The 24262-nt window shown below is 72.5% G+C and carries 22 protein-coding genes and 1 riboswitch; of the genes, 10 read left to right on the top strand and 12 right to left on the bottom strand.

Annotation, left to right across the window (positions count from 1 at the left end):
* Positions 1–996 carry an alpha/beta hydrolase gene (locus ABZ406_RS07285; RefSeq protein ID WP_357756713.1) on the bottom strand — a complete coding sequence of 332 codons (996 nt, stop codon included), beginning with the start codon at positions 994–996 and terminating at the stop codon, positions 1–3.
* 83 nt (positions 997–1079) lie between these two features.
* Here ABZ406_RS07285 and ABZ406_RS07280 point away from each other — a divergent pair, with 83 nt between their 5' ends.
* Positions 1080–1727, top strand: coding sequence for a TetR/AcrR family transcriptional regulator (locus ABZ406_RS07280; RefSeq protein WP_357756711.1), 648 nt, complete (start codon positions 1080–1082; stop codon positions 1725–1727).
* Between the two features lie 7 nt (positions 1728–1734).
* On the opposite strand, the gene ABZ406_RS07275 is transcribed toward ABZ406_RS07280, so the two are convergent.
* A complete protein-coding gene (locus ABZ406_RS07275) occupies positions 1735–2775 on the bottom strand; it encodes a phosphatase domain-containing protein (protein WP_357756709.1) in 1041 nt (346 codons plus the stop codon).
* Between the two features lie 148 nt (positions 2776–2923).
* On the opposite strand from ABZ406_RS07275, the gene ABZ406_RS07270 reads away from it, so the two are divergent.
* The 4 genes from ABZ406_RS07270 (at position 2924) to ABZ406_RS07255 (ending at position 7311) form a co-directional block, all read left to right on the top strand.
* Positions 2924–4579, top strand: a complete 1656-nt coding sequence (locus ABZ406_RS07270; protein WP_357756706.1) for a hypothetical protein — start codon at positions 2924–2926, stop codon at positions 4577–4579.
* A 65-nt stretch (positions 4580–4644) separates the two neighbouring features.
* Complete coding sequence (gene yaaA / locus ABZ406_RS07265; RefSeq protein WP_357756703.1) at positions 4645–5442, top strand: peroxide stress protein YaaA; 798 nt, start codon at positions 4645–4647, stop codon at positions 5440–5442.
* Between the two features lie 106 nt (positions 5443–5548).
* Positions 5549–6301, top strand: a complete 753-nt coding sequence (locus ABZ406_RS07260) for a hypothetical protein (protein ID WP_357756700.1) — start codon at positions 5549–5551, stop codon at positions 6299–6301.
* A gap of 53 nt (positions 6302–6354) precedes the next feature.
* Entirely contained in the window at positions 6355–7311 is a 957-nt protein-coding gene (locus tag ABZ406_RS07255) for a TAXI family TRAP transporter solute-binding subunit (protein WP_357756697.1), read from the top strand.
* A gap of 10 nt (positions 7312–7321) precedes the next feature.
* On the opposite strand, the gene ABZ406_RS07250 is transcribed toward ABZ406_RS07255, so the two are convergent.
* The 3 genes from ABZ406_RS07250 to ABZ406_RS07240 form a co-directional block, all read right to left on the bottom strand.
* Entirely contained in the window at positions 7322–8752 is a 1431-nt protein-coding gene (locus ABZ406_RS07250; protein WP_357756695.1) for a HAMP domain-containing sensor histidine kinase, read from the bottom strand.
* A 9-nt stretch (positions 8753–8761) separates the two neighbouring features.
* Positions 8762–9418: a response regulator transcription factor gene (locus ABZ406_RS07245; RefSeq protein ID WP_357756693.1), complete on the bottom strand. Its 657-nt coding sequence runs from the start codon at positions 9416–9418 to the stop codon at positions 8762–8764.
* A gap of 98 nt (positions 9419–9516) precedes the next feature.
* Positions 9517–9828, bottom strand: a complete 312-nt coding sequence (locus ABZ406_RS07240; RefSeq protein WP_204944301.1) for a hypothetical protein — start codon at positions 9826–9828, stop codon at positions 9517–9519.
* 113 nt (positions 9829–9941) lie between these two features.
* Here ABZ406_RS07240 and ABZ406_RS07235 point away from each other — a divergent pair, with 113 nt between their 5' ends.
* A complete protein-coding gene (locus tag ABZ406_RS07235) occupies positions 9942–10280 on the top strand; it encodes a DUF952 domain-containing protein (protein ID WP_357756689.1) in 339 nt (112 codons plus the stop codon).
* Between the two features lie 56 nt (positions 10281–10336).
* Here ABZ406_RS07235 and ABZ406_RS07230 read toward each other — a convergent pair whose 3' ends face one another.
* The 3 genes from ABZ406_RS07230 to ABZ406_RS07220 form a co-directional block, all read right to left on the bottom strand.
* Positions 10337–12094 carry a CDP-glycerol glycerophosphotransferase family protein gene (locus ABZ406_RS07230; protein ID WP_357756686.1) on the bottom strand — a complete coding sequence of 586 codons (1758 nt, stop codon included), beginning with the start codon at positions 12092–12094 and terminating at the stop codon, positions 10337–10339.
* A 227-nt stretch (positions 12095–12321) separates the two neighbouring features.
* The gene (locus ABZ406_RS07225; RefSeq protein ID WP_357756683.1) at positions 12322–14463 is read right to left on the bottom strand and encodes a DUF6077 domain-containing protein; all 2142 of its coding nucleotides are present in this window, start codon (positions 14461–14463) and stop codon (positions 12322–12324) included.
* 125 nt (positions 14464–14588) lie between these two features.
* Positions 14589–15227 (bottom strand): TetR/AcrR family transcriptional regulator, encoded by a 639-nt coding sequence (locus tag ABZ406_RS07220; RefSeq protein WP_357756680.1) that lies wholly within the window; start codon positions 15225–15227, stop codon positions 14589–14591.
* 180 nt (positions 15228–15407) lie between these two features.
* On the opposite strand from ABZ406_RS07220, the gene ABZ406_RS07215 reads away from it, so the two are divergent.
* The 4 genes from ABZ406_RS07215 to ABZ406_RS07200 all read left to right on the top strand — a co-directional run bounded on the left by ABZ406_RS07215 (position 15408) and on the right by ABZ406_RS07200 (position 20495).
* Positions 15408–16301, top strand: coding sequence for an ABC transporter permease (locus ABZ406_RS07215; protein WP_357756677.1), 894 nt, complete (start codon positions 15408–15410; stop codon positions 16299–16301).
* A 49-nt stretch (positions 16302–16350) separates the two neighbouring features.
* Positions 16351–17127, top strand: a complete 777-nt coding sequence (locus ABZ406_RS07210) for an ABC transporter ATP-binding protein (protein ID WP_357757263.1) — start codon at positions 16351–16353, stop codon at positions 17125–17127.
* Positions 17128–17273: 146 nt separating this feature from the next.
* A complete protein-coding gene (locus ABZ406_RS07205) occupies positions 17274–18791 on the top strand; it encodes a bifunctional cytidylyltransferase/SDR family oxidoreductase (protein WP_357756675.1) in 1518 nt (505 codons plus the stop codon).
* A gap of 33 nt (positions 18792–18824) precedes the next feature.
* Entirely contained in the window at positions 18825–20495 is a 1671-nt protein-coding gene (locus tag ABZ406_RS07200) for a CDP-glycerol glycerophosphotransferase family protein (protein ID WP_357756673.1), read from the top strand.
* A gap of 4 nt (positions 20496–20499) precedes the next feature.
* On the opposite strand, the gene ABZ406_RS07195 is transcribed toward ABZ406_RS07200, so the two are convergent.
* The 4 genes from ABZ406_RS07195 to ABZ406_RS07180 all read right to left on the bottom strand — a co-directional run bounded on the left by ABZ406_RS07195 (position 20500) and on the right by ABZ406_RS07180 (position 24196).
* On the bottom strand, positions 20500–21246 hold the full coding sequence (locus ABZ406_RS07195; RefSeq protein WP_357756670.1) for an alpha/beta fold hydrolase: 747 nt from the start codon (positions 21244–21246) through the stop codon (positions 20500–20502).
* A gap of 123 nt (positions 21247–21369) precedes the next feature.
* Positions 21370–22218 (bottom strand): C39 family peptidase, encoded by an 849-nt coding sequence (locus ABZ406_RS07190; protein WP_357756667.1) that lies wholly within the window; start codon positions 22216–22218, stop codon positions 21370–21372.
* A gap of 232 nt (positions 22219–22450) precedes the next feature.
* Positions 22451–22592, bottom strand: a riboswitch (cyclic di-AMP (ydaO/yuaA leader).
* A 284-nt stretch (positions 22593–22876) separates the two neighbouring features.
* Positions 22877–23647, bottom strand: coding sequence for a hypothetical protein (locus ABZ406_RS07185; RefSeq protein WP_357756664.1), 771 nt, complete (start codon positions 23645–23647; stop codon positions 22877–22879).
* Between the two features lie 132 nt (positions 23648–23779).
* Positions 23780–24196, bottom strand: a complete 417-nt coding sequence (locus tag ABZ406_RS07180; protein ID WP_357756661.1) for a hypothetical protein — start codon at positions 24194–24196, stop codon at positions 23780–23782.
* Between the last annotated feature and the right edge of the window lie 66 nt (positions 24197–24262).

Here is a 24262-nt window from a genome sequence, read left to right as displayed (position 1 = left end):
TCAGTTGACGAACATGGAGATGTCGGCGGCTATCTCGTTCGGGTATTCGCCGTTGAGGGCGTGCGACGCGTCCGGATAGGTCTTCACGGTGCCGTGGGTCAGGGACCGCTCCGCCAACGTCGCGGCCTCGCCGGCGTCGTGCAGGCGGGACTTTCCCGCCATCAGGACGAGCACCGGGACGTCGACGGCCGCGAGCTGGTCCTCGGACGGTCGGGCTGGCGGAGACAGCTTCACCACGTACGCCTGCATGCCGGCCTCGATCATCCGGGCGACCGGTACGTCCTCCACCGGGGCGCCGTTCGCCGTCCAACTGGTGAAGCTGTCCCGCCACGATCGGGGCGCCCAGCGGACGCTCACCGGGATGGACCGCAGCACCACCTCCGCCGACAGACCAGCGAAGACGAGCACCGGATCGAGCAGTACGACGCTGCCGACCTTCTGTGGCCGGTGCACGGCGAGGTTCATCGCCGTCCAGCCGCCGAACGACACGCCGACCAGATGGATGGTCGGCTCGGGCAACGCCAGCAGGACCTCGTGCAGCCACTGCGCGTGCGCGGTGGTGTCCTTGATGGGTCGCTGCTGGATGCTCATGCCCGGCTCACCGAGCAGGTCGATGGTGTAGACGTCGCGCGACCGCAGCAGCGACGGCAGGTTGTCCGCCCAGACCGGTGACGCCGACGCCCGGCCGGGCAGAAGCAGCAGGGGCGCGGCGGCCGGGTCGGTGCCGCCGCTGAAGTGGTAGAGCCGTACGACGCCGTATCCGGTCCGGACGTCGAGGGTGCGGTCGGGCTCCGGCAGGTCCGCCATCGCCTCCTGGTACGCACCGACGAAACGATCATGGGACTCGGTGGACGTGAAGTAGCCGACGGGTGCGGGGTCGCGCAGCGCGTACGCGATCGCCACCGTGACCACTGCGAGCACTGCGGCGACCCGGAGGAGGCCGCGCCGACGCGCTCGCAGAGAGTCGCCAACCTTGCCCACAAGCCTCATCACCATGAGGTCAGATTACTGACCGGGCGGTAGAAAAAACAACCGCCCGGTCAGGAAGTGCAAGGCGAAGGGGCCGGTACGGTAAGCGGGTGCAGCCCAAGGACGCCACGTCAGCGCAGGTCCGCGCCGCCAAGCCGCTCACGATCACCGAGCGGGCGCGACGCGCGCAACTCGTCGGCGTGACCATCGATCTGGTCGCCCGGCACGGTTACCCGGGCACCTCACTCGCCCGGATCGCGGAGGCGGCAGGCATCTCCAAGGCCGCCGTCCTCTACCACTTCCCGTCCAAGGACGCGGTCGTGCGGACCGCCTACGCCGAGGTGCTCGAGTCCCTCACCGGGTACGTCGGCGCCGAAGTCGGGGCACGATCCGGTGCGTCCGCCGTGGAGGCCTACGTCCGGTCCCTGGTGGCGTACCTGCGGAACCACCCGGATCACACCCGGATGATCGTGGAGGCGTTGAGCGAGGAGACCGGCATCGACGACACGCCGAACGCGCGCAGTCGGCGGGAGGCGGTCGCCGGTCTGATCGACGCGGCGCGGGCGGCCGGCGACTACCGGCCCAGCATCGACCCGCAGGCCACCGCCGTCATCGTGAACGGAGCCATCGACGCGATCGTCTCGGAGCGCCTGGCCGACCCCGACTTCGACAGCCGCCACGCCGCCGAGGAACTGGTCACCATGCTTCGCCGGGCCCTCGGCACCGCACCGCAGGACGCCGACGATCCGTCGTCCTGATCGGCGGTCACACCAGGCCGGCGTCGCGGAGCAGCTGCCACAGGCCGGCGCCGTCCGGGGCGGACAGCCACTTCTGCCCCACCGGCCCCGACGACGGCCGGCCGGCCGGGGCGGGCAGTGAGCCCGCCAGCACCGACTGGGTCGGGGAGAGCCGGCGGATCGCCACCCCGGCGACGTTTTCCGGGTGGGCGGCGGCGAACTCCCGGTAGATCTCCTGGTCGTGCTGGCCGTCGTCGCCGACGAGCAGCCAGCGCACGTCGGGGAACTCCGTGGCCAGCCGGGCCAGGGTGGACCGCTTGTGTTCCATGCCGCTGCGGAACCAGCGGTCGGCGGTCGGGCCCCAGTCGGTGAGCAGCAGCGGCCCGGCCGGGTAGAGGTGCCGGGACAGGAAGCGGGTCAACGTCGGCGCCACGTTCCACGCCCCGGTGGACAGGTAGAAGACCGGAGCGCCGGGATGCGAGGTGACCAGCCGCTCGTAGAGCACTGCCATCCCGGGAACGGCGTTGCGGGCGTGCTCGTCGAGCACGAACGTGTTCCAGGCGGCGAGCAGCGGCCGGGGCAGCGCGGTCACCATCACCGTGTCGTCGATGTCGGAGATGATGCCGAACTTGACCTCCGGATCGAGGATGCGCACCGGCGCGTCGACCGGCTCGGCGTCCGGGACACTCAGCCGGACCGTGCCCCACCCGGGAGGCAGGTCCGCCTCGACCAGGGTGTCGACGAAGCCACTGCGGTCGGCCCGCGTCTCGTGGCGTACCCCGCCGGCCTCGATGGTCACCGTGACGTGCTTGTTGGGCAGCGTCGTGAAGCTGCGCCAACCGCGGACCTTGTCCAGCCGGCCCCGCTGGCGGGTGTCCGGACGGCTCAGCAGCACCCGACACATCACCCGCACCCAACCCGGCGCGCCATAGCCGGTGTACGCGACGATGTTGACCCGCCAGCCGGTGCGCCGCAGCCGGCGCTCGACGAGCTGGTGCACGGCGTCCTCGATGCGCGCAGCCCGGTGCAGGTTCGAAACGGCCAGCTGGCCGGCGGAAGTGGGTGGCACCCGCCAACCCTGCCACACGTCGTCGGCCACGGCCACGCGAGACGACCCGCGCTGCGCCGATCCGGTCCGGCCCGGCTGCGGCGATCCGCCCCGGTGGCAGGGCCGAACGTGAAACACTCCGGTCGGGACGACGACGGGGGCGTTGGTCGTGTCGCATCCAGAGCAGCACCGCGGGCGATGGCGTCCGCGACTCGACCGGCCGGCGCTCGTGGCGCTGCTGTTCGGGCTCGCCGGTGTCGTCTACCGGCTGATCCTGACGCTCTTCACGGTGCCGGTGTCGAACAGCGACGAGGCGACGTTCGGCCTGGCCGCCCTGCACATCGGGCAGGGCCGGGAACATCCGGTCTTCCTCTACGGCCAGCACTACATGGGGATGTTGGAGTCGTACCTGGCCGCCCCCCTGGTGGCGGTGTTCGGGCCGAGCTGGCCGGTGCTGCGGCTGCCGATGCTCGTCCTCTATGCGCTCTTCCTCTACCTGATGCACCGGCTGACCCGCCGGCTCGGCACCCCGTGGTTCGCCGCCTTCGTGGTGGGTCTGCTCGCGCTCGGGCCGGAGCGGGTGGTGCGCGACCAGCTCACCGTCGTCGGTGGGCGGCCCGAGGTGAAGGCAGCGGTGCTGCTGATGCTGCTGATCACGGTGGGGTTGGCGGTCGGCACGGTCCGCCGCCGACGGCTCGCGATCGGCCTGTTCGGGCTGCTCGTCGGGCTGTCCGTCTGGTCGGACTGGCTGATCCTGCCGTACCTCGCGGTGGCCGGGCTGGCCCTGGTCTGGGCGGTGCGGCGGGAGCTTCTCGGTTGGGCCGGCCTGCTGCTGGCGGCGGGGGTGGTGGTCGGTGTGGCCCCGATGATCGTCGACAACCTGCGGGCCGGGCCCGGTGACGACTCGCTGTCGGTGTTCCGGGAGGTCAGCACCAAGGCCGGGCCGCAGCCGCAGTGGTCCGACCGGATCCGGGGCGGCCTGCTGGAGGGGGTGCCGCTGGCGCACGGGCTCTGTCCGGTGGACGGCTGCGGGCGCTGGCAACAGTGGTTCGGCGTGTTGTACCCGGTGCTGCTGCTGGCCGGCGCCGCGCTCGCGGTGCTCGCCTACCGGCGCGCGGCCGGGGCACCGCGTGGGGCGGGGGTCGGGCGCAGGGCCGGAGGGCTGCGCGGGGAGCGGGTCGGGCCGGTCGTGCAACTCGCGCTGCTCGCCGGCGCGGCGTTGACACTGCTGTCGTACGTGCGCAGCCCCCTCGCCGCGACCAGCCCGCTGGACAACGCCCGCTACCTGTCGGTGCTGCAACTGTCGCTGCCGGCGGTGCTCTGGCCGCTCTGGGTGGCGGCGCTCACCGCCTGGCGGGGCACCAGCAGCGTGCTGGGGCGCTTCGCCGGCGCGCTGTCCGCCGCCGTGCTGGCCGCGCTGACCGTGCTCACGCTCGTGGCCACCGTGCTCTTCGCCGTCACCGGCACCGCGGCGTCGCGGACCAAGGAGCGCCAGGCCCGGGAGTTGGCCGCCGCGCTCCGCGCCGACGGACCCCACCAGGTGTACGGGGACTACTGGACCTGCAACCGGTTGATCTTCAACACGGACGAGACGGTGGTCTGCGGGGTGCTCGACAGTGATCTGTCCCCCGGCCAGAACCGCTACCGGCCGTACTGGCGGCAGGTGGGGCGGGCCGAGCGGCCGGGCTACGTGGTGGCTGTCGACTCGCCGATGGACCGGCGGTTGCGCCGGTTGCTCGCCGAGCGGGCAGACGCCACGCCGGTACGGGAGGTCGGCGGTTATCGCGTGTACCACCCCGATACCCCGGTGCGGCCCTGGCGGTAGGGGCTGGTCGTACGCTGGCCGGGCCGGCGCGTGGGGCGCCGCCGTTTCGCCCGTCGAGGAGACCCATGCTCATTCTGCTGCCGCCCTCGGAGGGGAAGGCCGACGCCGGCACCGGACGGCGCTGGGCCCCGGACCGGCTCTCGCTGCCCGAGCTGAACCCGGCCCGTGAGCGGGTGCTGGACGCCCTGGTGGCGCTGAGCGCCGGGCCGGACGAGGAGGCCGCGCGGGCGGCGCTCGGCCTCAGTGCCGGCCAGCGGGGCGAGCTGCGCCGCAACGCCCGCCTGCGGGAGGCGGCCACCGCGCCGGCCGAGCGGCTCTACACGGGGGTGCTCTACGAGGCGTTGGACCTGGCCTCGTTGCCGGCCACCGCGCAACGGGCGGCCCGCCGGTCGATCCTGATCAGCTCCGGGTTGTGGGGCGCGGTCCGGCTGTCCGACCGGATCCCCCCGTACCGCTGCCCGATCGGCGCTCGCCTGCCGGTCGTCGGGGCGCTGTCGACGTACTGGCGTGGGGAGCTGACCCCGACGGTGGACGGGGCCGCCGGTCGAGGCCCGGTGCTGGACCTGCGCTCCGGTGCGTACGCGGCCACCTGGACGCCGCGCGGGGAGCTGGCCGAGCGGACGGTCACCGTGCGGGTTCTGCACGAGCGGGAGGTCGACGGCATGTCGACCCGCTCGGTGGTTAGCCACTTCAACAAGGCGACAAAGGGCCGGCTGGTCCGGGAGCTGCTCGTCGCCGGCGCCCGGCCGCGCACCGCCGCGGAGCTGGTCGGCACCCTGCGGGAGTTGAAGCACACGGTGCTGGAGCAGGCCACCGCCGCGGGCCGGGTGCGGCAGGTGGATCTGGTGGTCACCGACCTGTAGTCGGGTGGCAGCCGCAAGATTTCCTCAAGGCTGGGCCGGAGCGGTTCCCTAACCGCGTGGCAGGGGCCACGGTATGGCAACCAAGACTCCGACGAGGGAGCCTCCGTTGACCCGCGAACCGGCCCTGCTCGACCGGCCCCACTCCCCGACGCCTCCGGCCCCGCTGGGCTGGCTGACACTGGGCGACGCGTTCGAGGCTGCCTGCCTGCAGCGTTGCACGCCGCCACCGACCACCGCCCGGCCGAGCGCGGTGCGTGCCGAGCACACTCCCGGTGTGGAGTTCAACCGGGAGGACGCCGCGCAGCGGATGCGGCAACTGCTCGCCCGGTTGGACATCCCGGTCACCCACGAGGTGGCCGTCGGCGGCCTGCGCCGCCGCTACGAGCTGCACCGGCTGTGGGTGCCCCGGGAACACCGGGGCGCGTACGCCCGGATCCTGGACGCGGGCTGGCGCCAGGGGCGGCGTGAGCTGCTCGGCGGGCCGCTGCCCGGTGCCTCGCCGGCCCGCCGACGGTTGGTGACCCGGCTGGCGGAGGCGGCGTGGCGTTCGGCGCTGCTGGCCGCCGGGCGGCACGTCCGACGGCACATCCTCGGTGTCCGGCTCACCGACCGGGAGTTGGCCGCGGTGCTGGTCCGGGGCGCGGCAGTGCTCGACGTGCCGGCCCTGCTCCGCCCCGGCACCGGCTGTTTCCTGGTCAGTGTGGCCGACGGCCCGGACCGGCAGCGGATCCTGCGAAGCGCGGCGTTGGAGCCGGCGCGCGGCCCGATGGCGGTGCCCGCAACGGCGACGGCGCGGGGCGCGATGGCGTCGTCGGCGCGGAGTGCGATGGTGGCAGCGGCACGTCGCACCGCCTGCTGAATGGGTGGCGACCCTCCGGGACGGGCTTGCGCGCACCCGCCCGAGCGCGCACAGTGCACCGCGTGAGTCGTACCTCGTCGCGCCGCGCCGGCCTGGCCGCCCTGTCGACGGTGTTGCTGATCGCGAACCTGGCCGTCGTCAGTTGCCGGGACGCCCCGACCAAGCCCACGTCGATCCGGATCGCCACCGGCAGCCCCACCGCCGTCTACTACGCGTTCGGGCAGTCCCTGGCGGCGATCCTCAACCGGGAACTCCCCGACGTGCGCGCCAGCGTGGTGATCACCGCCGCGTCGGCGGAGAACGTCCAGCTCGTCGGGTCCGGTGGGGCCGAGCTGGGCTTCACCCAGGCCGACGTGCTGCCCACCAGCCCGACGGGAAGCCCCACCGTGAACGCCGTCGCCCGGGTGTACGACGACCAACTGCACCTGGTCACCACCAGTGGCGGTCCGGTCCGCTCGGTCGCCGACCTGCGCGGCCGGCGGGTCTCCGTCGGTGCCTCCGGCTCGGGCACCGAGATCACCGTGACCCGACTGTTGGAGGTGGCCGGCCTCGGCGGCGACGAGGTGCGCCGCGAACGGCTCGGTCTGGACGACTCGGTGACGGCGCTGCGCTCCGGGCGCGTCGACGCGTTCTTCTTCTCCGGCGGGTTGCCGGTGCGGGGCATCGAGGCGTTGGCCGGGGCCAGCGCCATCCGGATCGTGGACCTCAGCGAGTGGACCGAGCCGTTGCGCTCGCGGTACGGCCAGGTCTACGTCTCCCGGGACATTCCCCGCTCGGTGTACGGGGTGGACGCGGTGACCACTGTGGCCGACCCGAACTACCTGATCGTCCGGGCCAGCCTGCCGGAGACGTTGGTCCGTGACGTGACCCGGCTGCTGATGGAACGCCGGGCCGAGCTGGCCGCCGCCCATCCGGCGGCGGGACGCATGAGCCCCCGCTCGGCGATCGTCACCGCGCCGTTGTCGCTACACCCGGGCGCGGCCGCCTGGTACCGCGCCACCAAACCGTGACGGCCGGGCCTCACCGGGCCGCAGAGGTGTGCGGCTCGACTGCCGGTTCGTCGTCCGCCGACGGCACCGAGAGGGCGGGAGTCGGGAACCACAGGGCGGCGATCAGCCCGCTGGACTCCCCCGGGCGCATGGTGAGCCGCCCGTCCGACGCGTCGACAAGCACTGCGGCGATCGTCAGGCCGAGCCCGGCGCCGTCCACGTTCTGCGCGTCCGGGGCCCGCCAGAACCGCTCGGTCGCCTGACCGAGCTGACTCTCCGTCATGCCGGGGCCGGAGTCGCGCACCTCCAACGCCACCCCGCCGTCGCGGCGGGCCACCGTCACCGTCACCGCCCCGCCCGCACCGCTGAACTTCACCGCGTTGTCGATGAGCGCGTCCAACGCCTGGTCGACGGCGGTCGGCACGGTCTGGGCGTACGCCGGGGCGTCGCTCGTGGCCAGCCGCAACGCCACCGAGCGGTGCCGGGCCAGCGGCGCCCACGCGGCCACCCGGGAGGCGGCCACCGCCGCGGCGTCGACTGTGACCCGCTCGTTCTCCTCGCGTTCGGCCCGGGCGAGGGTGAGCAGGGCGTCGAGCACCAACGCCAGCCGGTCGGTCTCCTCGAGCGCCAGCCGGTGTTCGGACCGCCCGTCCGGGTCGGAGAGGCTGGGCCCCAACTCCTCCACCCGCAGTCGCAGCGCGGTGAGCGGGTTGCGCAGTTGGTGGCTGGCGTGCGCGACGAAGGCGCGCTGCCGGTCCATCACGTCGGAGACGACGTCGGCCATGTGGTTGAAGCTGGCCGCGAGGCGGCGCAGCTCCGGCGGTCCCAGCCGGTGCTGCACCCGGGCGCCCCGGTCGCCCTCGGCGATCTCGTGGGTGACCGCGTCCAGTTCGGTGACCGGGCGCAGCACCCAGCCGGCCAGCCCGAAGGCGGTGAGCACGCAGGCCAGCACGGCGAGCAGACCGGCCAGGGCGAGCAGCAGCCACCACGCGACGACGGCTCGGCGGATCGGGCCGGACGGGGTCACGATCACCGCCGCGCCGAGCACCTCACCTCCGTCGTTTATCGGCACCGCCACCACCACCGGGTCGGTGGTCCAGGGCCAGACCGACTCGGGGGCGCTCGTCTGCTGCCCGGACAGTGCGACGTCCAGCACCGTCGCGGTCCCCGGGCCGGGCTGCCACCTCGGCGACGAGACGGTGATGTTCCGGTCCCGGTCGACGATCGCGGCGCCGATCGCGTACAGGTCGTCGTAGCTGGCCAGCTCCGACTCGATCGGGCCGGGCCCGCCGTCGCGCAACGCCGGCCCGGCCAGCGAGGCGAAGCGGGTGGCGTCGGCGAGCCGGTCGGCGCGGACCCGTTCGGTCTCGCGGCTGGCCATGGTGGCGGCCAGTGGCGTCTCCAACGCGATCAGGACGAGGACCATCAGCAGCAGATAGCTGATCACCAGGCGACGGCGCACGTCAGCTCCTCACGCGTCCCGCAGCCGGTAGCCGACGCCGCGCACGGTCTCCACCAGGCGGGCGTCGCCGAGCTTGCCGCGCAGCGACCCCACGTGCACCTCGACAGTGTGCCGGTCGGCCCAGGTGGTGCCCCAGGCGTCGAGCAGGATCCGGTCGCGGGGCACCGCCACCCCGGGCTGACGGGCCAGCGAGAGGAGGACGTCGAACTCCTTGCGGGTCAACGTCACGGGGCGGCCGTCGACGGTAACCGTCCGGGCGGCCACGTCGATGCGGACCGGCCCGGCCTCGATGAGGTGCCGCTCGGGCGCGGCGTTCGCGGCGCGGCGCAGCACCGCCTCGATCCGGGCCTGCAACTCCACCATCGAGAACGGTTTGACCACGTAGTCGTCAGCGCCGAGACGCAGACCCAGCACCCGGTCACGTTCCTCGCCCCGGGCGGTCACCGCGATGATGCCGAGGTGACTGCTGCGCCGACGCAGTTCCCGGCACAGGTCGGTGCCGTCCCCGTCGGGCAGGGTCAGGTCGAGCAGCACCAGGTCACAGGGGGCGGCGGAGAGCGCGGCGGCGACGGTCGCCGCGTGCTCGACCTCGTAGCCCCGGCGGGTGAGGGCGGAGGACAGCGCAGCGGCCACCCGGCGGTCGTCCTCCACCAGCAGGATTCGCACCCGTGCCCCCGTCCGTCGCAGCGCTGTTCTGCGAATGGTGGCAGAAGCGCGCGTGGACCGGGAGGGCCGCCCGCCCGCGCCGGGCGGGCCACCTGCCGCTACAGACCGAAGGTGTCGTCGGCGGTGGCGTCCCGCACACCGTCGGTGAACCCGCGGAAACCCGGGTCCTCGTGGCTGGCCGGCACGCTCGTGACGTTGACCCCGCTGGCCTGGGTGACAGCGTCGACGAGGGGCGGATAGTCGATCTCGGCATCCTGGAAGGCGTCGTCGTCCGCCTCGGCCAGGTTGATCACGTGTTGCACGTCGTCGGACGGCGTGTCCGGGTCCTCGGCCCACTCGCCGCCGGCCCGGTAGCACTCGTCGTACAGCGCGCGCTGGCTGTCGGTCCAGTCATCGTCGTAGCTCTGCATCGCCCATCCCTCCGCGGCCGTTGACCTGAGCATGCCCGGCGGGAGGCGACGGGCGCGGCGGTACCGACGAAAACCGGGCGGGTGCGTCGACGGTGGCCCCGTACGCTGCTGTGGTGATCTACAAACTGCTGTCGAACGCGGAATGGGACGACGCGCTCACCGTCGGCGCCTTCGCCGGCTCCGCGGTGGACCGGCAGGACGGTTTCATCCACCTCTCCGGCGCCGACCAGGTGGTGGAGACGGCGCGGCGGCACTTCACCGGTGCGACCGGGTTGACGGTGCTCAGCGTCGAGGAGGAGCGCCTGGGCGACGCGCTGCGGTGGGAACCGTCGCGCGGCGGGCAGCTCTTTCCGCACCTGTACGGCCCGCTGCCGGTCGCGGCGGTGGCGGTGGCGCAGGCGTTGCCCGCGGACCTCCCGGTCGCCGACGCCGTGGCCGCACTGCTGGGCTGACAGCACCGCGCCCGACCCGACGGTGTCGGATCGGGCGCGAGGCCGTGCGGACGGGCTCAGTGGCAGAGCCGGTCGATCTCCTCCTGGAACCGGTCCATCGGGTTGGCCTCGGCGGGGCCGAGCAGGTAGGTCTTCAGCTCCCGGCGGGCCTCGGTCATCGGGTCGTCGCCGGCCCGGGTGACCGACACGATCTTCTCCAGCTCACCGCAGTCCTTGGAGAGCAGGTACGCGGCCCGCGCCGTCGGGTACTCGCGGCGGAACTCGTCCTCCGACAGGCCGGCCGGGTTGGCCACCACGTACGGCCGCTGGCTCTGCACGAAGTCGGACACCACACTGGACACGTCACTGATCAGCAGGTCGGTCTGGTTGAAGCAGTCGAACAGCGCCGGCGTGCGGCCGGTGACCACCAGGTGCGCGGTGCCGTCCAACGAGGACGCGTCCGGGTTGCCGCCGGCGGCACGGATCGCGGTGACGATCCGGTCGTGCACGACCTTCGCCGCCCTGGACCGCGAGCCGGTGAGCGGGTGCGGCTTGTAGATCAGACGGACCCGGGGGTTCGTGGCGAGCAGGCCCTTGACGATCCGGTCACCCATCAGCACCAGCGAGGTGTGGTACGGGTCGTCGTCGAGCCAGCCCTCCCAGGTGGGCGCGTAGAGCACTGTGAACGGCCGGTCCACCGACTCGGCGCCGAAGGTGTGCACGCCGGCGAGTTGCGGCCGGCCGATCTCGACGATGTCCGAGTCGAGAACGCCCACGCCGGCCCGCGCGTAGCGCTCCCGGCCGGCGAGGCCGGCGACCCAGACCTCGTCGTACACCTTGCTGTAGGGGTTGACGCTGGCCTGCTTGTCGCTGTCGCCGTGCCCGACGAAGACGTGCTTCGTCCCCGGCTCGCGGAGCATGTGGATGTTCGCGCCAACGTTCGCGGAGTACAGCGCCGCGCGGATGCCGCCGAGGTCGAGGTTCATGAAGTCGACCCCGGCCGGTACGCAGATCACCGGCAGTCGGGTGTCGGCCAGTTCCAGGAACGCGTCCCGGCTGCGCATCAGCACCACCGCGCGCTGCTGCAGCGCCTCGGTCGGGGCGAGCCACATGTTCGCCTGGTAGACGTCCTTGGCCGGGCCGGCGAAGTAGAGCGCCACCTCCGGCCGGTAGTTGTCCATCCAGCGCTGGACTGCGGGCAGCAGCGGGCCCTGCCCGGCGCCCCGACCGCGGAGCCAGGTCAGCGCGATGATGGCGCCCACCAGTCCGGTCGCCACGACCGCCACCGCGCCGGCCACGAAGAACGGCGTCGGATCGTGCTGCACCGCGGCGGCCACGCCGGCCGGCACCAGCAGCAGGTTGAGCAACGGCATCCGGTCACCGGCGACCGCGGCCGCCCAGGCGGGCGGTTGGGGGGCGCTGGACAGAGGACCCAGCTCGATGTTGCGCACCATTGCGGAGAGCGGGTTACGTCGCTCGATCATGGTGGAGAGCGCACCGGCGAAGACCGACACGACCCACACCGCGGCCGGCAGGACCAGCAGCAGGGTCAGCTCGCCCCCGCTGAGCCGCACCTCGGCGGTGACGAGCAACACGGCGGCGAGGTCGCGGGTCAGCTGCCGGTACGACCAGTGAAGGCCCACCTTCTCCAACAGCAGCTGCGAGGATGGTGACCAGCGGGCTACGGCGAACTCACCGAGGATGGCGGCCAACCCGGCGACGGCGAACAGGCCGACCCAACCGAATACGCCACCGACGAGCATGACCAGGTAGGCCAGAACCAGTAGCGCACTCTGGGCGGCCACTCCGAGGCGTCCTGTCAACGTGCCGAACAAACGAGTTCGCTCCCTACGAGATTTCGTTGCGGGCGGTGCCCGTGATGGACCGACGTCACTCCCCCGTCGCGCAGCGGCTCAGTCGCGGCCGGCTGCGTGTGACTGCGACCTTAACGCGAGGGGACAGCTCGGTGTCGCTCGGGTATCCGGCACCATTTCGGGCAAAGTTCGCCCGGCGGCGCGCCCGACCTGACCACGGGGTCGGGCGCGCGGTGCGGGTGCAGCGCTCAGCCGACCCGCCGGAAACAGGTCATCGCGCCGGGCGCCTTGCGCGTGGCGAACTCCTGGTAGCCCAGTTGCGGCGCGGTGTCGCGGGCGTACTGGTTGCCGTTGTAGACGCAGATGGTGCCCACGTCGACGCGGTCCAGTGCCGGCTTCAGCTCGGCCGGCGTCGGGCTGGCAGTGCCGTCCGCGAAGCCGGCGAGCAGCAGTCGGTCCTTGGCGAACTGGGAGCTGAGGTCGTACTCGACGAGGTAGAAGTCGCGGGGCAGGACGACCCGGACCTCGCTGGTGACGACGGGCGTGGTGCGCATGATCGTCTTCGGGGCGAGCAGCAGGCCCTCCGGACGGTCCAGGTCCTTGATCCAGAACGCGATCGCCTGACGCTGCTGCGGAAGCTTCCAGGTGGGGCGGTCGTGCACCTCGACCCAGCTCTTGGGCGACCACATCGGGGTGGCGAACAGCGCGAACGAGGCCACCAGCAGCACCGCGATGCCCCCGGACGCCGCCCGGCGCAGCGCCCGGGTCGGTGCCGGCACGCGCACGGTGCAGAGCAGACCGATGAGCGTCGGCAGGGCGAGCAGCCACGGCACGCGCCAGAGCACCACCGAGATGCCTGTCAACGCGCTGAGCAGTTCCAGGACGCCGGGCACGAACAAGACGCTGAGCGCCAGGGCGGCGCCGGCGGCGAGCAGCGCCGGCGTACGCCGACGGGCCACCAACGCCCCGCACCACAGCGCCAGGCCACTAATCACCCCGACCACGCCGAACAGGAGGGTCCGCCGGTAGGTGTACGCCGCGTCGAAGAAGGCGTCGTCCGCGCCGGTCGCTGTCATCCCGCCGAGCACCAGGCGGGAGACCACGAGCGAGCCGATCGGGTACGCGAGGGCGGCGACCGCCGCGACGACGGCCGCCTTCCACCGGCCGACGAGCAGCATGGCGAAGCCGGCGGCGCCGACCAGCATCGGCAGGATGATCGCCGCGGTGTTGGTGAGCCCGATCGCGGTGATGGAGAGCGCCACGATGAGCAGCAGGCTGCGCCGCGACCGGTTGTCGAACCACTCGGTCAGGTAGAGCCACATCAGCGGGATGACCGCCGAGACGAACATGCCCTTGCCCTCGTGCAGCCGGGGAAGGTGGAACGTGCCGAGCGCGGCGTCCCCGCCCGCGACGAGGTAGAGGTACGCGACCGCCACGGTGAAGGCGAGCAACGGACGGCGCGGGGCCCACCGGTGCGTCAGCCGCCACAGCGCCAGCACCGCGAGCACGGCCATGATGGGCAGCAGGACGTACCAGAGGGCCGAGCTGGCGTGGATGCCGACGACGTGTGCGAACGCGCCGTCGAAGACCTCGATCGACGGGATGGGTGGCTGCGAGCCCATCGGCGGCAGCACGTTCTCGGAGAACAGGAAGTCGTTGAGCGGGATCAGGTCACGCTCGGCGATCCAGACGGACTTGCCGACGTAGTAGACGTCGTCCGGGGTGTTGCGGGCCAGGAAGAACGACGAGATGCCGACCAGGACCGAGACGACGAGCGCGTACGCCGACTGCGCCGGGGTGGGCACCGGGGCGGCCGGGGTGGGCGCCGGGCCGCTGAGCCATGCCTGGCGCACCAGCAGCAGCCCGCCGACCGCCGCCAGCAGGCCGGACACGGCCGGGATCCACCAGGAGACGTTGACGCTCGTGTTGGCCAGACCGGCGGAGACGGCGGCCACGACGGCGGCGACCAGAACACCGATCAGCAGGCGACGGTCGGCTGCCGGGCGCGGGCTGACCGGCTCGTCCTGCGCCGCCGGGGTGCTGTCGGCCGGGGCGCTGTCGGCCGGGGCGCTGTCGGCCGGGGTGCTGTCGGCCGGGGCGCGGCGGCGGGCGCGCAGCACTGCCACCACTGCGAGCACCACACAGGCCACCAGCCAGATCCGGAAGGTGACCGACGGACGCAGGTCACCCAGGAAGGCCAGGTGGTAGATCACTGTGAAGAGCGCGAACGCGATCACCGCGCCGTCGGTGAGCACCGCCGGGGCGACGGCCACCAGCGCGCGTACCCGGGACAGCCCGGCGCGGCCGTCGGCGGGCCGGGACGCCCGCTCGGGCCGCGGTGTCGGATCCGGTTCGGCGGGCGCTACGGCGATGCTGTCGACGTTGGCCACGGGCGTCCTTACTCGTCAGGCGGATGAGGGGCATCGGCACGGTGACGGCCGGGTGTCAAGGGGGCAGCGTAGCGGAATCGGGCAGGGAGACCGCTGCTGCCGGTGACCGAGTGTCGAAGGGTTGGTCAACCCGACATCGGTGCCGCACGGGGGCGGGGCAGCGAGCTGTTCGCGCCGAGCCCGGCCGCCACCGAGTCGACGAGGTTGTCGAGGTAACCGTCGGTGAGTGGCAGCCGGGCGATGGCGAGCCGCCAGTAGAGCGGCCCCACGATGAGGTCGATGGCGGCGTCCAGCTCGGTGTCGGCAGGCAACTCGCCACGCTGCACGGCACGGGTGACCAGGCGACCGCCGATCTCCTGCTGGCGGGCGTGCACCACCTGACGCAGTGTGGCGTCGATGCTGGGGTTTCGAGCCGCCTCGGCCAGCAGGTCCGGGATGATCTGCGACGCCAGTGGGTGCCGGAGCGCATGGGCCACCGCCTGGAACAGCAGCGCGAGATCACCGCGCAGGGTGCCGGTGTCCAGGGCGGGTAGCTTGCCGTGTGCCGCAGCGGCGACGATCTCCAACACCAGGTCGAGTTTCGAGTTCCAGCGTCGGTAGATCGCCGTCTTGCTGACGCCGGCCCGCCGGGCCACCGCCTCGATGGAGAGCCGGCCGTAGCCGACCGCGGCGAGCTCCTGCATCAGCGCCCGGCGGATCGCCGTGGTGATCTCGCCGCGCAGCACCGCCGCGCCGGCCGGGGCCCGCCTCTTTTCGGCTGTCATCGAGGGCTCTTATCGCAGGTCACGCCGGACAGCGTAGCGCAACGACGATACGGTTGCGTCCCGACGTGTTTCGGACTACTGTCCACGCAGCGACGAGGCGGCGCCCCGCGCATATTTCCCACTAGGATTCGATCGTCGCGAGCAACCCCCGTCTGCACGAAAGATCGGAGCGCCATTTCCATGGCCACCACCGCGCTGGTCGACCCCGAAACGGGCCTGACCCAGGCGCAGCTGGCCGCTCGGCACGGGCTACGGGTCGCCGGTGAGCGACCCAGCCTCGTCGAGTACAGCCGCCGACTATGGGCCTACCGGCACTTCATCGCCGCGTACGCCAACGCCAAGCTCGTCGCCTCGTACAGCAACGCCAAGCTGGGTCAACTCTGGCAGGTGCTCACCCCGCTCACCAACGCGGCGGTCTACTACCTGATCTTCGGGGTGGTGCTGAGTCAGAACGAGATTCCGAACTACATCGCCTACCTGACCACCGGGTTGTTCATCTTCAACTTCACCCAGAGCGCGGTCCTGGCCGGCACCCAGTCGATCAGCAGCAACCTGGGGCTGATCCGGGCGCTGCACTTCCCCCGGGCCAGCCTGCCGCTGTCGACGACCATGACCCAGTTCCAGCAACTGCTGGCCTCGATGGTGGTTCTGATCGGCATCGTGCTGGCCACCGGCGAACCGCTCACCTGGGAGTGGCTGCTGCTCGTGCCGGCCCTGTTCCTGCAGGCGGTGTTCAACGCCGGCGTGGTGCTGATGGTGGCCCGGCTGGGCTCCAAGTCGAGCGACCTGAAGCAGGTCATGCCGTTCATCATGCGCACCTGGATGTACGGCTCCGGCGTCCTCTACAGCGTCAGCCTCTTCGAGCGGCTGCCCGGCTGGGCGACGACCCTCGTGCAGTACAACCCGCTGCTCGTCTACATCGAGCTGGCCCGGTACACGCTGCTCGAGGAGGCACCGCTGCTCAACGAGTCGCTGACCCAGCTCTGGCTGGTCGGCACCGGATGGGCGCTGCTGGCCGGCGTCGGCGGTTTCATCTACTTCTGGCGCGGCGAACAGGAGTACGGCCGTGGTTGAGCGATTCGGCACCCCCATCGAGGCGGCCCCCATCGAGGCGAGCGCGACGATGACCCGGACTCAGGAGCGCATCCCGACAGTGGTCGTGGACGACGCGCACATCATCTACCGGGTGCACCAGGGTGCCGCCGGTGGCACCACGCCGGTGGCCGCGCTGCGCCGGTTGGTCAAGCGCACCCACGCGCCGAACGTCCGGGAGGTGCACGCGGTGAAGGGTGTCTCCTTCACCGCGTACCGGGGCGAGGCGATCGGGCTGATCGGCAGCAACGGTTCCGGCAAGTCCACCATCCTGCGGGCCATCGCCGGCCTGCTGCCGGTCAACCGGGGCGCCATCCACACCCAGGGGCAGCCGTCGCTGCTGGGCGTCAATGCCGCCCTGCTCAACGACCTCTCCGGGGAGCGCAACGTCGTCCTCGGCTGCCTGGCCATGGGCATGCACCCCGACGACGTGGCCAAGCAGGCCGCCGGGATCATCGACTTCTCCGGGATCAACGAGCGGGGTGACTTCGCCAGCCTGCCGATGCGGACGTACTCGTCCGGCATGGCGGCCCGGCTGCGGTTCTCCATCGCCGCCGCCAAGAAGCACGACGTGCTGCTCATCGACGAGGCGCTCGCCACCGGCGACAAGGGCTTCCGCAAGCGCAGCGAACAGCGGGTGCGGGAGCTGCGCGAGGGCGCGGGAACGGTGTTCCTGGTCAGCCACCAGCTCTCGTCGGTACGGGACACCTGTGAACGGACGATCTGGCTGGAATCGGGCCTCATCCGCATGGACGGGCCGACCGACGAGGTCATCCGGGAGTACGAGGCGTACGCGAACAGCAAGTAGAGTTCCGGCGAACGTCCGGCATCGACACGGCACCTGAGGACCGCGTCGCCCACGTTGGGGCGACGCGGTCCGCGCGTTAAGGTTCATTCCGTCGCCGCTCGGGCGGAACCTACCGTTAACGCATCCCTGAGAGTGAGGATCCGGCAATGACGCAGGACCAGACCACTGGCCCGGACGCCGAAGCGGAGACCCCGACGCCGTGGCGGCCCTCGCGGACGGTGGCGGTGGTCCTGGCCGGAGGCACCGGGACGCGGCTGGGCCTCGGCATCCCGAAGCAGCTGCTGAAGATCGCCGGTAAGCCGATCATCGAGCACACCCTGGCGGTCTTCGAGGCGGCACCGGAGATCGACGAGATCATCGTGCTGATGGCCACCGGTCACGTCGAGGACGCCCGGCAGATCGTCGAGAAGGCCGGCCTGCGCAAGGTCACCAAGGTGATCGAGGGTGGCGACACCCGCAACGCCACCACCCGGATCGCGCTCGACGCGGTGGGCCCGGACGACTGCAACATCCTCTTCCACGACGCGGTGCGCCCGCTGCTCAGCGGCCGGATCGTGCGCGAGTGCGTGAACGCGCTGTGGAGCTACGACGCCGTGGACGTGGCCATCCCGTCCGCGGACACGATCATCCAGGTCGACGAGAACGACTGCATCACCGACATTCCGGTGCGCTCCCGGCTGCGCCGGGGTCAGACCCCGCAGGCGTTCCGCTCCCCCACGATCCGGGCGGCGTACCGGATCGCCGAGGACGACACGGACTTCGCCGCCACCGACGACTGCGGCGTGGTGCTGCGCTACCTCCCCGGCACCCCGATCAAGGTGATCGACGGCTCGGACGAGAACATCAAGGTCACCCACCCGGTCGACGTGCACCTCGCGGACAAGCTCTTCCAGCTCGCCGCGGCGCAGGCGCCCCGGCTGACCGACCACCGCAGCTACAGCGAGGAGCTGACCGGCCGCACCATCGTGGTGTTCGGCGGCAGCTACGGCATCGGGCACGAGCTGACCGAGCTGGCCCGCCGCTACGGCGCCCAGGTCTTCCCGTTCAGCCGGTCCAGCACCGGCACCCACGTGGAGCGGGCCGAAGACGTCGAGGCGGCGCTGACGACCGCCTTCGAGGCCACCGGCCGGATCGACCACGTGGTGGTCACCGCCGGCATCCTGGAGAAGGGCGCCCTCGCCGAGATGGACGAGGAGACCATGGACCGGCTGCTCCAGGTCAACTTCGTCGGCCCGGTGACGATCGCCCGCCAGGCCCTCCCGTACCTGCAACAGACCAAGGGTCAGCTGCTGCTCTACACGTCCAGCTCCTACACCCGGGGCCGGGCCCGCTACGCGCTCTACTCGGCCACCAAGGCCGCCCTGGTCAACCTCACCCAGGCGCTCGCCGACGAGTGGGCCGACATGGGCGTCCGCGTCAACTGCATCAACCCGGAGCGCACCGCCACCCCGATGCGGACGCGGGCGTTCGGCGAGGAGCCGGAGCACACCCTGCTCGCCGCGGAGGCCGTCGCCCAGTCGTCGCTGGACGTGCTGATCTCCGACCTGACCGGTCAGGTGATCGACGTACGCCGGGCACCCGGTGACGGGGCCACGCCGAGCGTGCCGGCGCAGGCCGGGGCGGGTCGGCTCGAGACGCCGGCCGGCGCGACCTCCGCCAACTGACGCCGACGGCTGCGGAACCACGAACGGAGCGACATGCGCGGCGACCTGGTCCGAAAGCTGGCCGCCCGGTGCCTGACCACCGGGTTGGCAGTGCTGGCCTTCGTCGTGCTGGCGCTCACCGGCGCCACCGGTTGGGGGCTGGCCCTGGCCGTCGCCGCGTTGGCCGCCGCAGCCGCCGAACAGCGGATCCGGCCCGGCGCCGACCTGGTGGCGGAGACCGCGTTGATCGCCGCGGCGGTCCTGGTCGGATACTCCCGGCGGCTGGATGACGGGCTCGACCTCGCGCTGGTCGCCACCGGGTTGGTCCTGTTGGGGCTGGTGCTGCTGGTGGGGCCGCTGCGCACCGCCGGCAGCCTGGAGATCCGCACGGCGAACCTGCCGGTACGCGCCTGGACGCCGCTGATCGCCGGCCGGCTCGGCACTGCCCTGCTCGGGCTGCTCGCCGCCGTGGCGCTCGCCGCCGCGCTGGCCCTGCCGGCCGGTGTGGCGCTGGCCGCCAGCCTGCTGGTCGCGGCGGGCGCGGGTGCGACAGCACTGGACCTGGCCCGGCGGCGGTTCCGGCCGCGTGCCGGTGGTGGTCCGGTGGCCGCCGCGCTGCGCCGGCACCAGCCGGAGTTCCTGCTCTACTTCTCCGCGCCGCCCGGCTCGGAATACCAGGTCACCATGTGGCTGCCGTACCTGCAACGGATCGGCCGGCCGTTCCTGGTCATGCTGCGCGAGCCGGAGTTCCTGGCCCCGGTCGCCGCGGCCACCGACGCCCCGGTGGTCTACTGCCCCACGCTGGGCGCGATGGACCAGGCGTTGGTGCCGAGCCTGCGGGCGGCTTTCTACGTCAACCACGGGGCGAAGAACAGCCACTGCGTCCGCTTCACCCAGCTCACCCACATCCAGCTGCACCACGGCGACAGCGACAAGGCACCGAGCGCCAACCCGGTGTCCGGGATCTTCGACCGGATCTTCGTGGCGGGGCAGGCGGCGATCGACAGGTACGCCCGCGCCGGGGTGCGGATCCCGGCGGAGAAGTTCGTGGTGGTGGGTCGCCCACAGGTCGAGTCGATCGAGGTACGCCCGGAGCCGGCGCGTGGGCTGGCGCACCCGACGGTGCTGTACACCCCGACATGGACCGGGCACCACGCCGACGCCGACTACTGCTCGCTGCCGGTGGCCGAAGGGCTGCTGCGCCGGCTTCTGGAGCGCGGCGCGACGGTGATCCTGCGGGCTCACCCGTACACCGCGCAGAACCCGGCATCGGCCCGCCAGTTGGGCCGCCTGACCGAGTTGCTCGTCGCCGACCGGGCCCGTACCGGCCGTCAGCACGTGGTCGGCGCGGCGGCGCGGGAGCTGAGCCTGACCGAGTGCGTGAACTCCGCCGACGCGCTGGTCTCCGACGTGTCCGGCGTGATCTCCGACTTCCTCTACTCCGGCAAGCCGTACGCGGTCACCGACATGAGCGACGAGGGCGACCGGTTCGTGGAGCGGTTCCCGCTCGCCGGGTCGGGTTACGTGCTGCGCCGGGACATGTCCAACGTGGACGAGGTGCTCACCGCCCTGCTGGACACCGATCCGCTGGCCGAGGCCCGCTGGGCCACCCGCCGCCGCTACCTGGGCGACTTTCCGGCCGAGTCGTACGCCGAGGCGTTCCTGACCGCCGCCCGCCGGGAGCTGACCCCCGCCGAGACCCTCACCGCGTCCGCACCGGTGTGACCGGTCACCGGTACGGGTCGAGCAGCGCCAGCACCGCCGCCGGGTCCTCCACGTGCGCGTTGTGCCCGAGACCGGGCAGGGTGGCGACCGGTACGCCGTACTCCTTGAGCTGTTCGTCGGTGACCATCGGGTCGTTCTCCCCGCGTGCCAGCACCACCGGCACGTCGGTCGCCGCCAGCAGCGCGGCCAGGTCGGGCTCGCCGACGGCGAAGGCTCCCGGGTCCATGGCGAGGCGCCACCGGCCGTCGACCTGACGCAGCCCGGCGTCGACCACCGGGTGGTCCGGCGACACCAGGCCGGCCAGTCCGGCGACGCGCAGGTGGCGGCGGGCCGCCTCGCTGCGGCTGGCGAACCAGCTCACCGGGCGGGCGGCGACCTCGGCGGCGCGGGCCAGCTCAGCGGGTGACCAGGCCGTCTTGATGCCCAGCCCGACCACCGCGTCCACTGGCGTTCCGGTATCGCGGGCGGCCAGCGCCAGGCCGACCACCCCACCCAGCGAGTGCCCGAGCACCACCAGCCGGTCGTCGGGGGCGAGGGCCTGGGCGATCTGCCGAGCGAAGCCCGCGAAGGAGTACGACGGCAGGGGCTGCGCCCAGCCGTGGCCGGCGAGGTCCGGTGCCAGCCACCGCCCGGGCCAGTGCTGCTCAAGGTACGGAGCCCACGGCAACCACACGTCCCCGGTCGCGCCCATGCCGTGCAGCAGCAGCAGGACCGGCCCACGGCCGGCGGGACCACCCGTCTTCTCCACCACTGTCGCAGTCTTCCACGGTTCACGACCCGGTACGAGAGCCGTGGACGGCGGGCCGCGCGGACAGACGCCGCGGGCGCCGGCCCCTTGTGGGAGACGGCGCCCGCGGCGGTCAGGGTGCCTGGGTCAGGCGGAGTAGCCCCGGCTGGCGATCCAGTTGGCCAGGTCGATCGTGGTGATCCAGTACGACGGGTCGCTCGGGTTCGCCGAGTCGGCGATCCGCACGGTGCGACCGTTGTCCTTGTAGCCGACGACGGCGATGTAGTGCCCGCCGCCGTAGGAGTGCCAGCTGCCGTCGGTGTCGGTGGCGTCTCCGACGACGTTGGCCACCACGCCACGGCCGTCGGTGATGGCAGTCACCACGTCGGCCTGGAGGCGGTCCATCTGGGCGGAGCTGGGTGCGCCGAGGAACATCCGGGTCCGGTACGGGGAGCCCTTCACCTCGGCGTTGAGCACCCGGGTGGTGTCCTCGGCCGAGTTGGTGCCCATCTCGGTGGTGCCGAGTTCGGCGCCGAGTTCCTCCTGGGTGCGGTCGATCCCGCTCGCGCTGAGCGCGTTGCGGGTGGCCGCCGGCCCGCAGTTGTAGTAGGTGTTCTGCGCCTCGTAGTCGTAGTCGAGCACCTTGGTCGCGGGGGGCTTCGGCGGCGTCGGCTTACGGGTGAGGTCCGGGTTGCTCTTGGCCTTGGCGGCGGGCGAGGCGGCGGTGGTGGTCGGGGCGGCGGTGGTCGGCGCGGCGCTGGCCGACGGGGACGCGTCAGTCACCTCGCCCTGGGAGGCGGCGACGTCGCTGCGCATCTCGGCGACGGTGGTCGCGGGGCGGTGGCCGGCCGGGGCGTCGTCGGCGGTGGTGAGCAGGGCGCCGGTGGTGGTGGCGATGGCGAGGGCCGCGGCGGAGGCGGCAACGATCTGGTACGGGCGCTCGGTGGCGAGGCGGCGGAGCTGGCGCTTCACTGTGTGCTTCACGGGGTCCTCCACGGATCGGGGGGTGAGCGGCACACCGGGGCCGGACCGGTATCCGGGCAGGCGCCAGCGCGCGGACAGTGGTCCGCGGATGGTGAACCGCTCAGGGGAACGCCCGGCGCGGCCGGGCGGGTAAGGCGATGACCCGGGGGTCAGCTCACCGTCGTGTGACGAATGAGCGGGTGCACCGCCGCGCCGTGGAGGCGAGGGAACAGCCGAGGGGTGGAAAGGTGCTGCACGAGGATGGGACTCCTTCCGACACCGCCTACCGGGTTAGCTGACGGATTCGGGCGGGAAGATCGCCCTACCGCGGGCCGTGGCTCGCGGATTCACCCCGGACTTACTGATGGGTCCCCGGTTCGTTGATCACGATTGAGCGGGTCGGCGCGGCGTCGCGTCTTGCGATCGGTTACCGCACCGGACGGGACGACACTACTGGCCTCTCCACGCCCTGCCAAGCCAGGTTCACCTGCGTAAACCCCAATTGACGCGACAATTTCTGCGCGTATTGCCGATGATGTGACTCGATGGGACAACCGGTTACGGTGGCGCCTGTGGTCGACAACCGGACAGGCCGCGAAGAAGGCGACCATAATCGCGAGAACAATGCCACCGATCGCGTCGACCGTCCGATTCCGCTATTGGGTGAGCGGCCTCACATCACAGATCGGGCTCAACTCACCCGGGCCGGGAGCCACCGTGTCACGACGGCGGGTCGCATCGCCCGGGCCACCGACCGGCGAGCGGGCAGCGGGGTCGGGCGCAGGCGGGCCGCCGCCGCGTACGCCTCCTCGGCGAGAGTGCGAGCCGACTCGGCGGCCAACTCCGCGTCGCGCCAGACGGCCCGTTCACGGGCGGCGGCCACCTGGTAGTCGGCCCGCCGCGCGTCCCGGACCACCCGGCTGATCAGCACCTCCTGCTCGACCGGGTGTCGCCGGGGATCCCAACCGCGCCGGTGTCCGAACACGTCGCCGAGCTGGGCCATGGTGAGGTCGCCCCGCCAGTACGCCGCCATCGCCGCGCGGTGCAGGTAGCGTTCCCGGGCGGCGTACTCGGTGGGGGTGTGCGGGGTCTGCGGGGTGGGCACCGCCCCGGCCCCCGCGAAGCGACGCGCGACGGCGTCCGCCTCGTCGTACCCGGCCCAGGCCCTCTCCAGTTGCTCCTGAGCGGTCAGCCAGGCGGCGCGTCGGCGCCGGGCGGTGGTGGCCGCGCCGGCCGCGGCCACCGCCACCTCCTCGGCGTAGCGGCGCCTGTCGACGGCCTCGGCGGCGGCCACCTCCCGGGCGGTGGGCTCGGCCGGGGGCGGATCGTCGGTGGGCCGTTCCCGTTCGGGGCGGGCGGCCAGCACGGTGAGCAGACCCAGGGTCAGCAGGAACAGCGTCGACCAGATGGCGGCGGCCTGCGGCACCTCGGTCACGAACTGGTAGAAGACGACGGTCTCCATGGTCGGCACCTCGGGGAGAGAGCAGTGCGATGGGAGCCGCGCCGGCTCGCGGGCCACTGTGGGCCACGGGGCGGCGGGGTGGGAAGCAGGTCTGTCGACGGGGCGCGGTGAGGGGACTGTCGTCCCGGTGGCTCAGCGCGCCGGTGGGGCCCGGGAAGCCCGATTGCTCGCCGCGTGGACGAGGGGCAGCCGGTCCGGCCCGGCCGAGCGGACCGGCAGCACGCCGGCCGCGACGACGCCCTGGTCGCCGGGACGAGCCACCGGCGCGTCGACCGAGCATGCCGCAGCCGACCGTTCGGCGGCCTCGGGCGGTGTCGCCGAGCGCGCCGCACGGTGCGACCCCACCTGCCGGCAGGAGGCTGCCGACGACCCGGCGGCGTCGAAGGCCGGCACCGCCTGCGACGTCGGCACCGGGCTGGGCGTCGACGTGGCGGCCGTGGCCGGGCCTGCGCCGAGCGCCAGGGCCGCGACGACGGCGAGGCTGGTCAGCACCCGCGTCGCCCAGCGCGCCACCCACCACAGCGGACAGGTGAACGCGACCGGAAGCACGTCACCACGCTACCGTCGGGCCGACCCGGGCGCACCGACCACGGGCGTGTCGGATCACGCCGCGCC

The sequence above is a fragment of the Micromonospora sp. NPDC005710 genome (assembly GCF_040630995.1).
Taxonomy (GTDB): Bacteria; Actinomycetota; Actinomycetes; order Mycobacteriales; family Micromonosporaceae; genus Micromonospora.
This window is presented reverse-complemented; position numbering and strand designations above follow the sequence as displayed.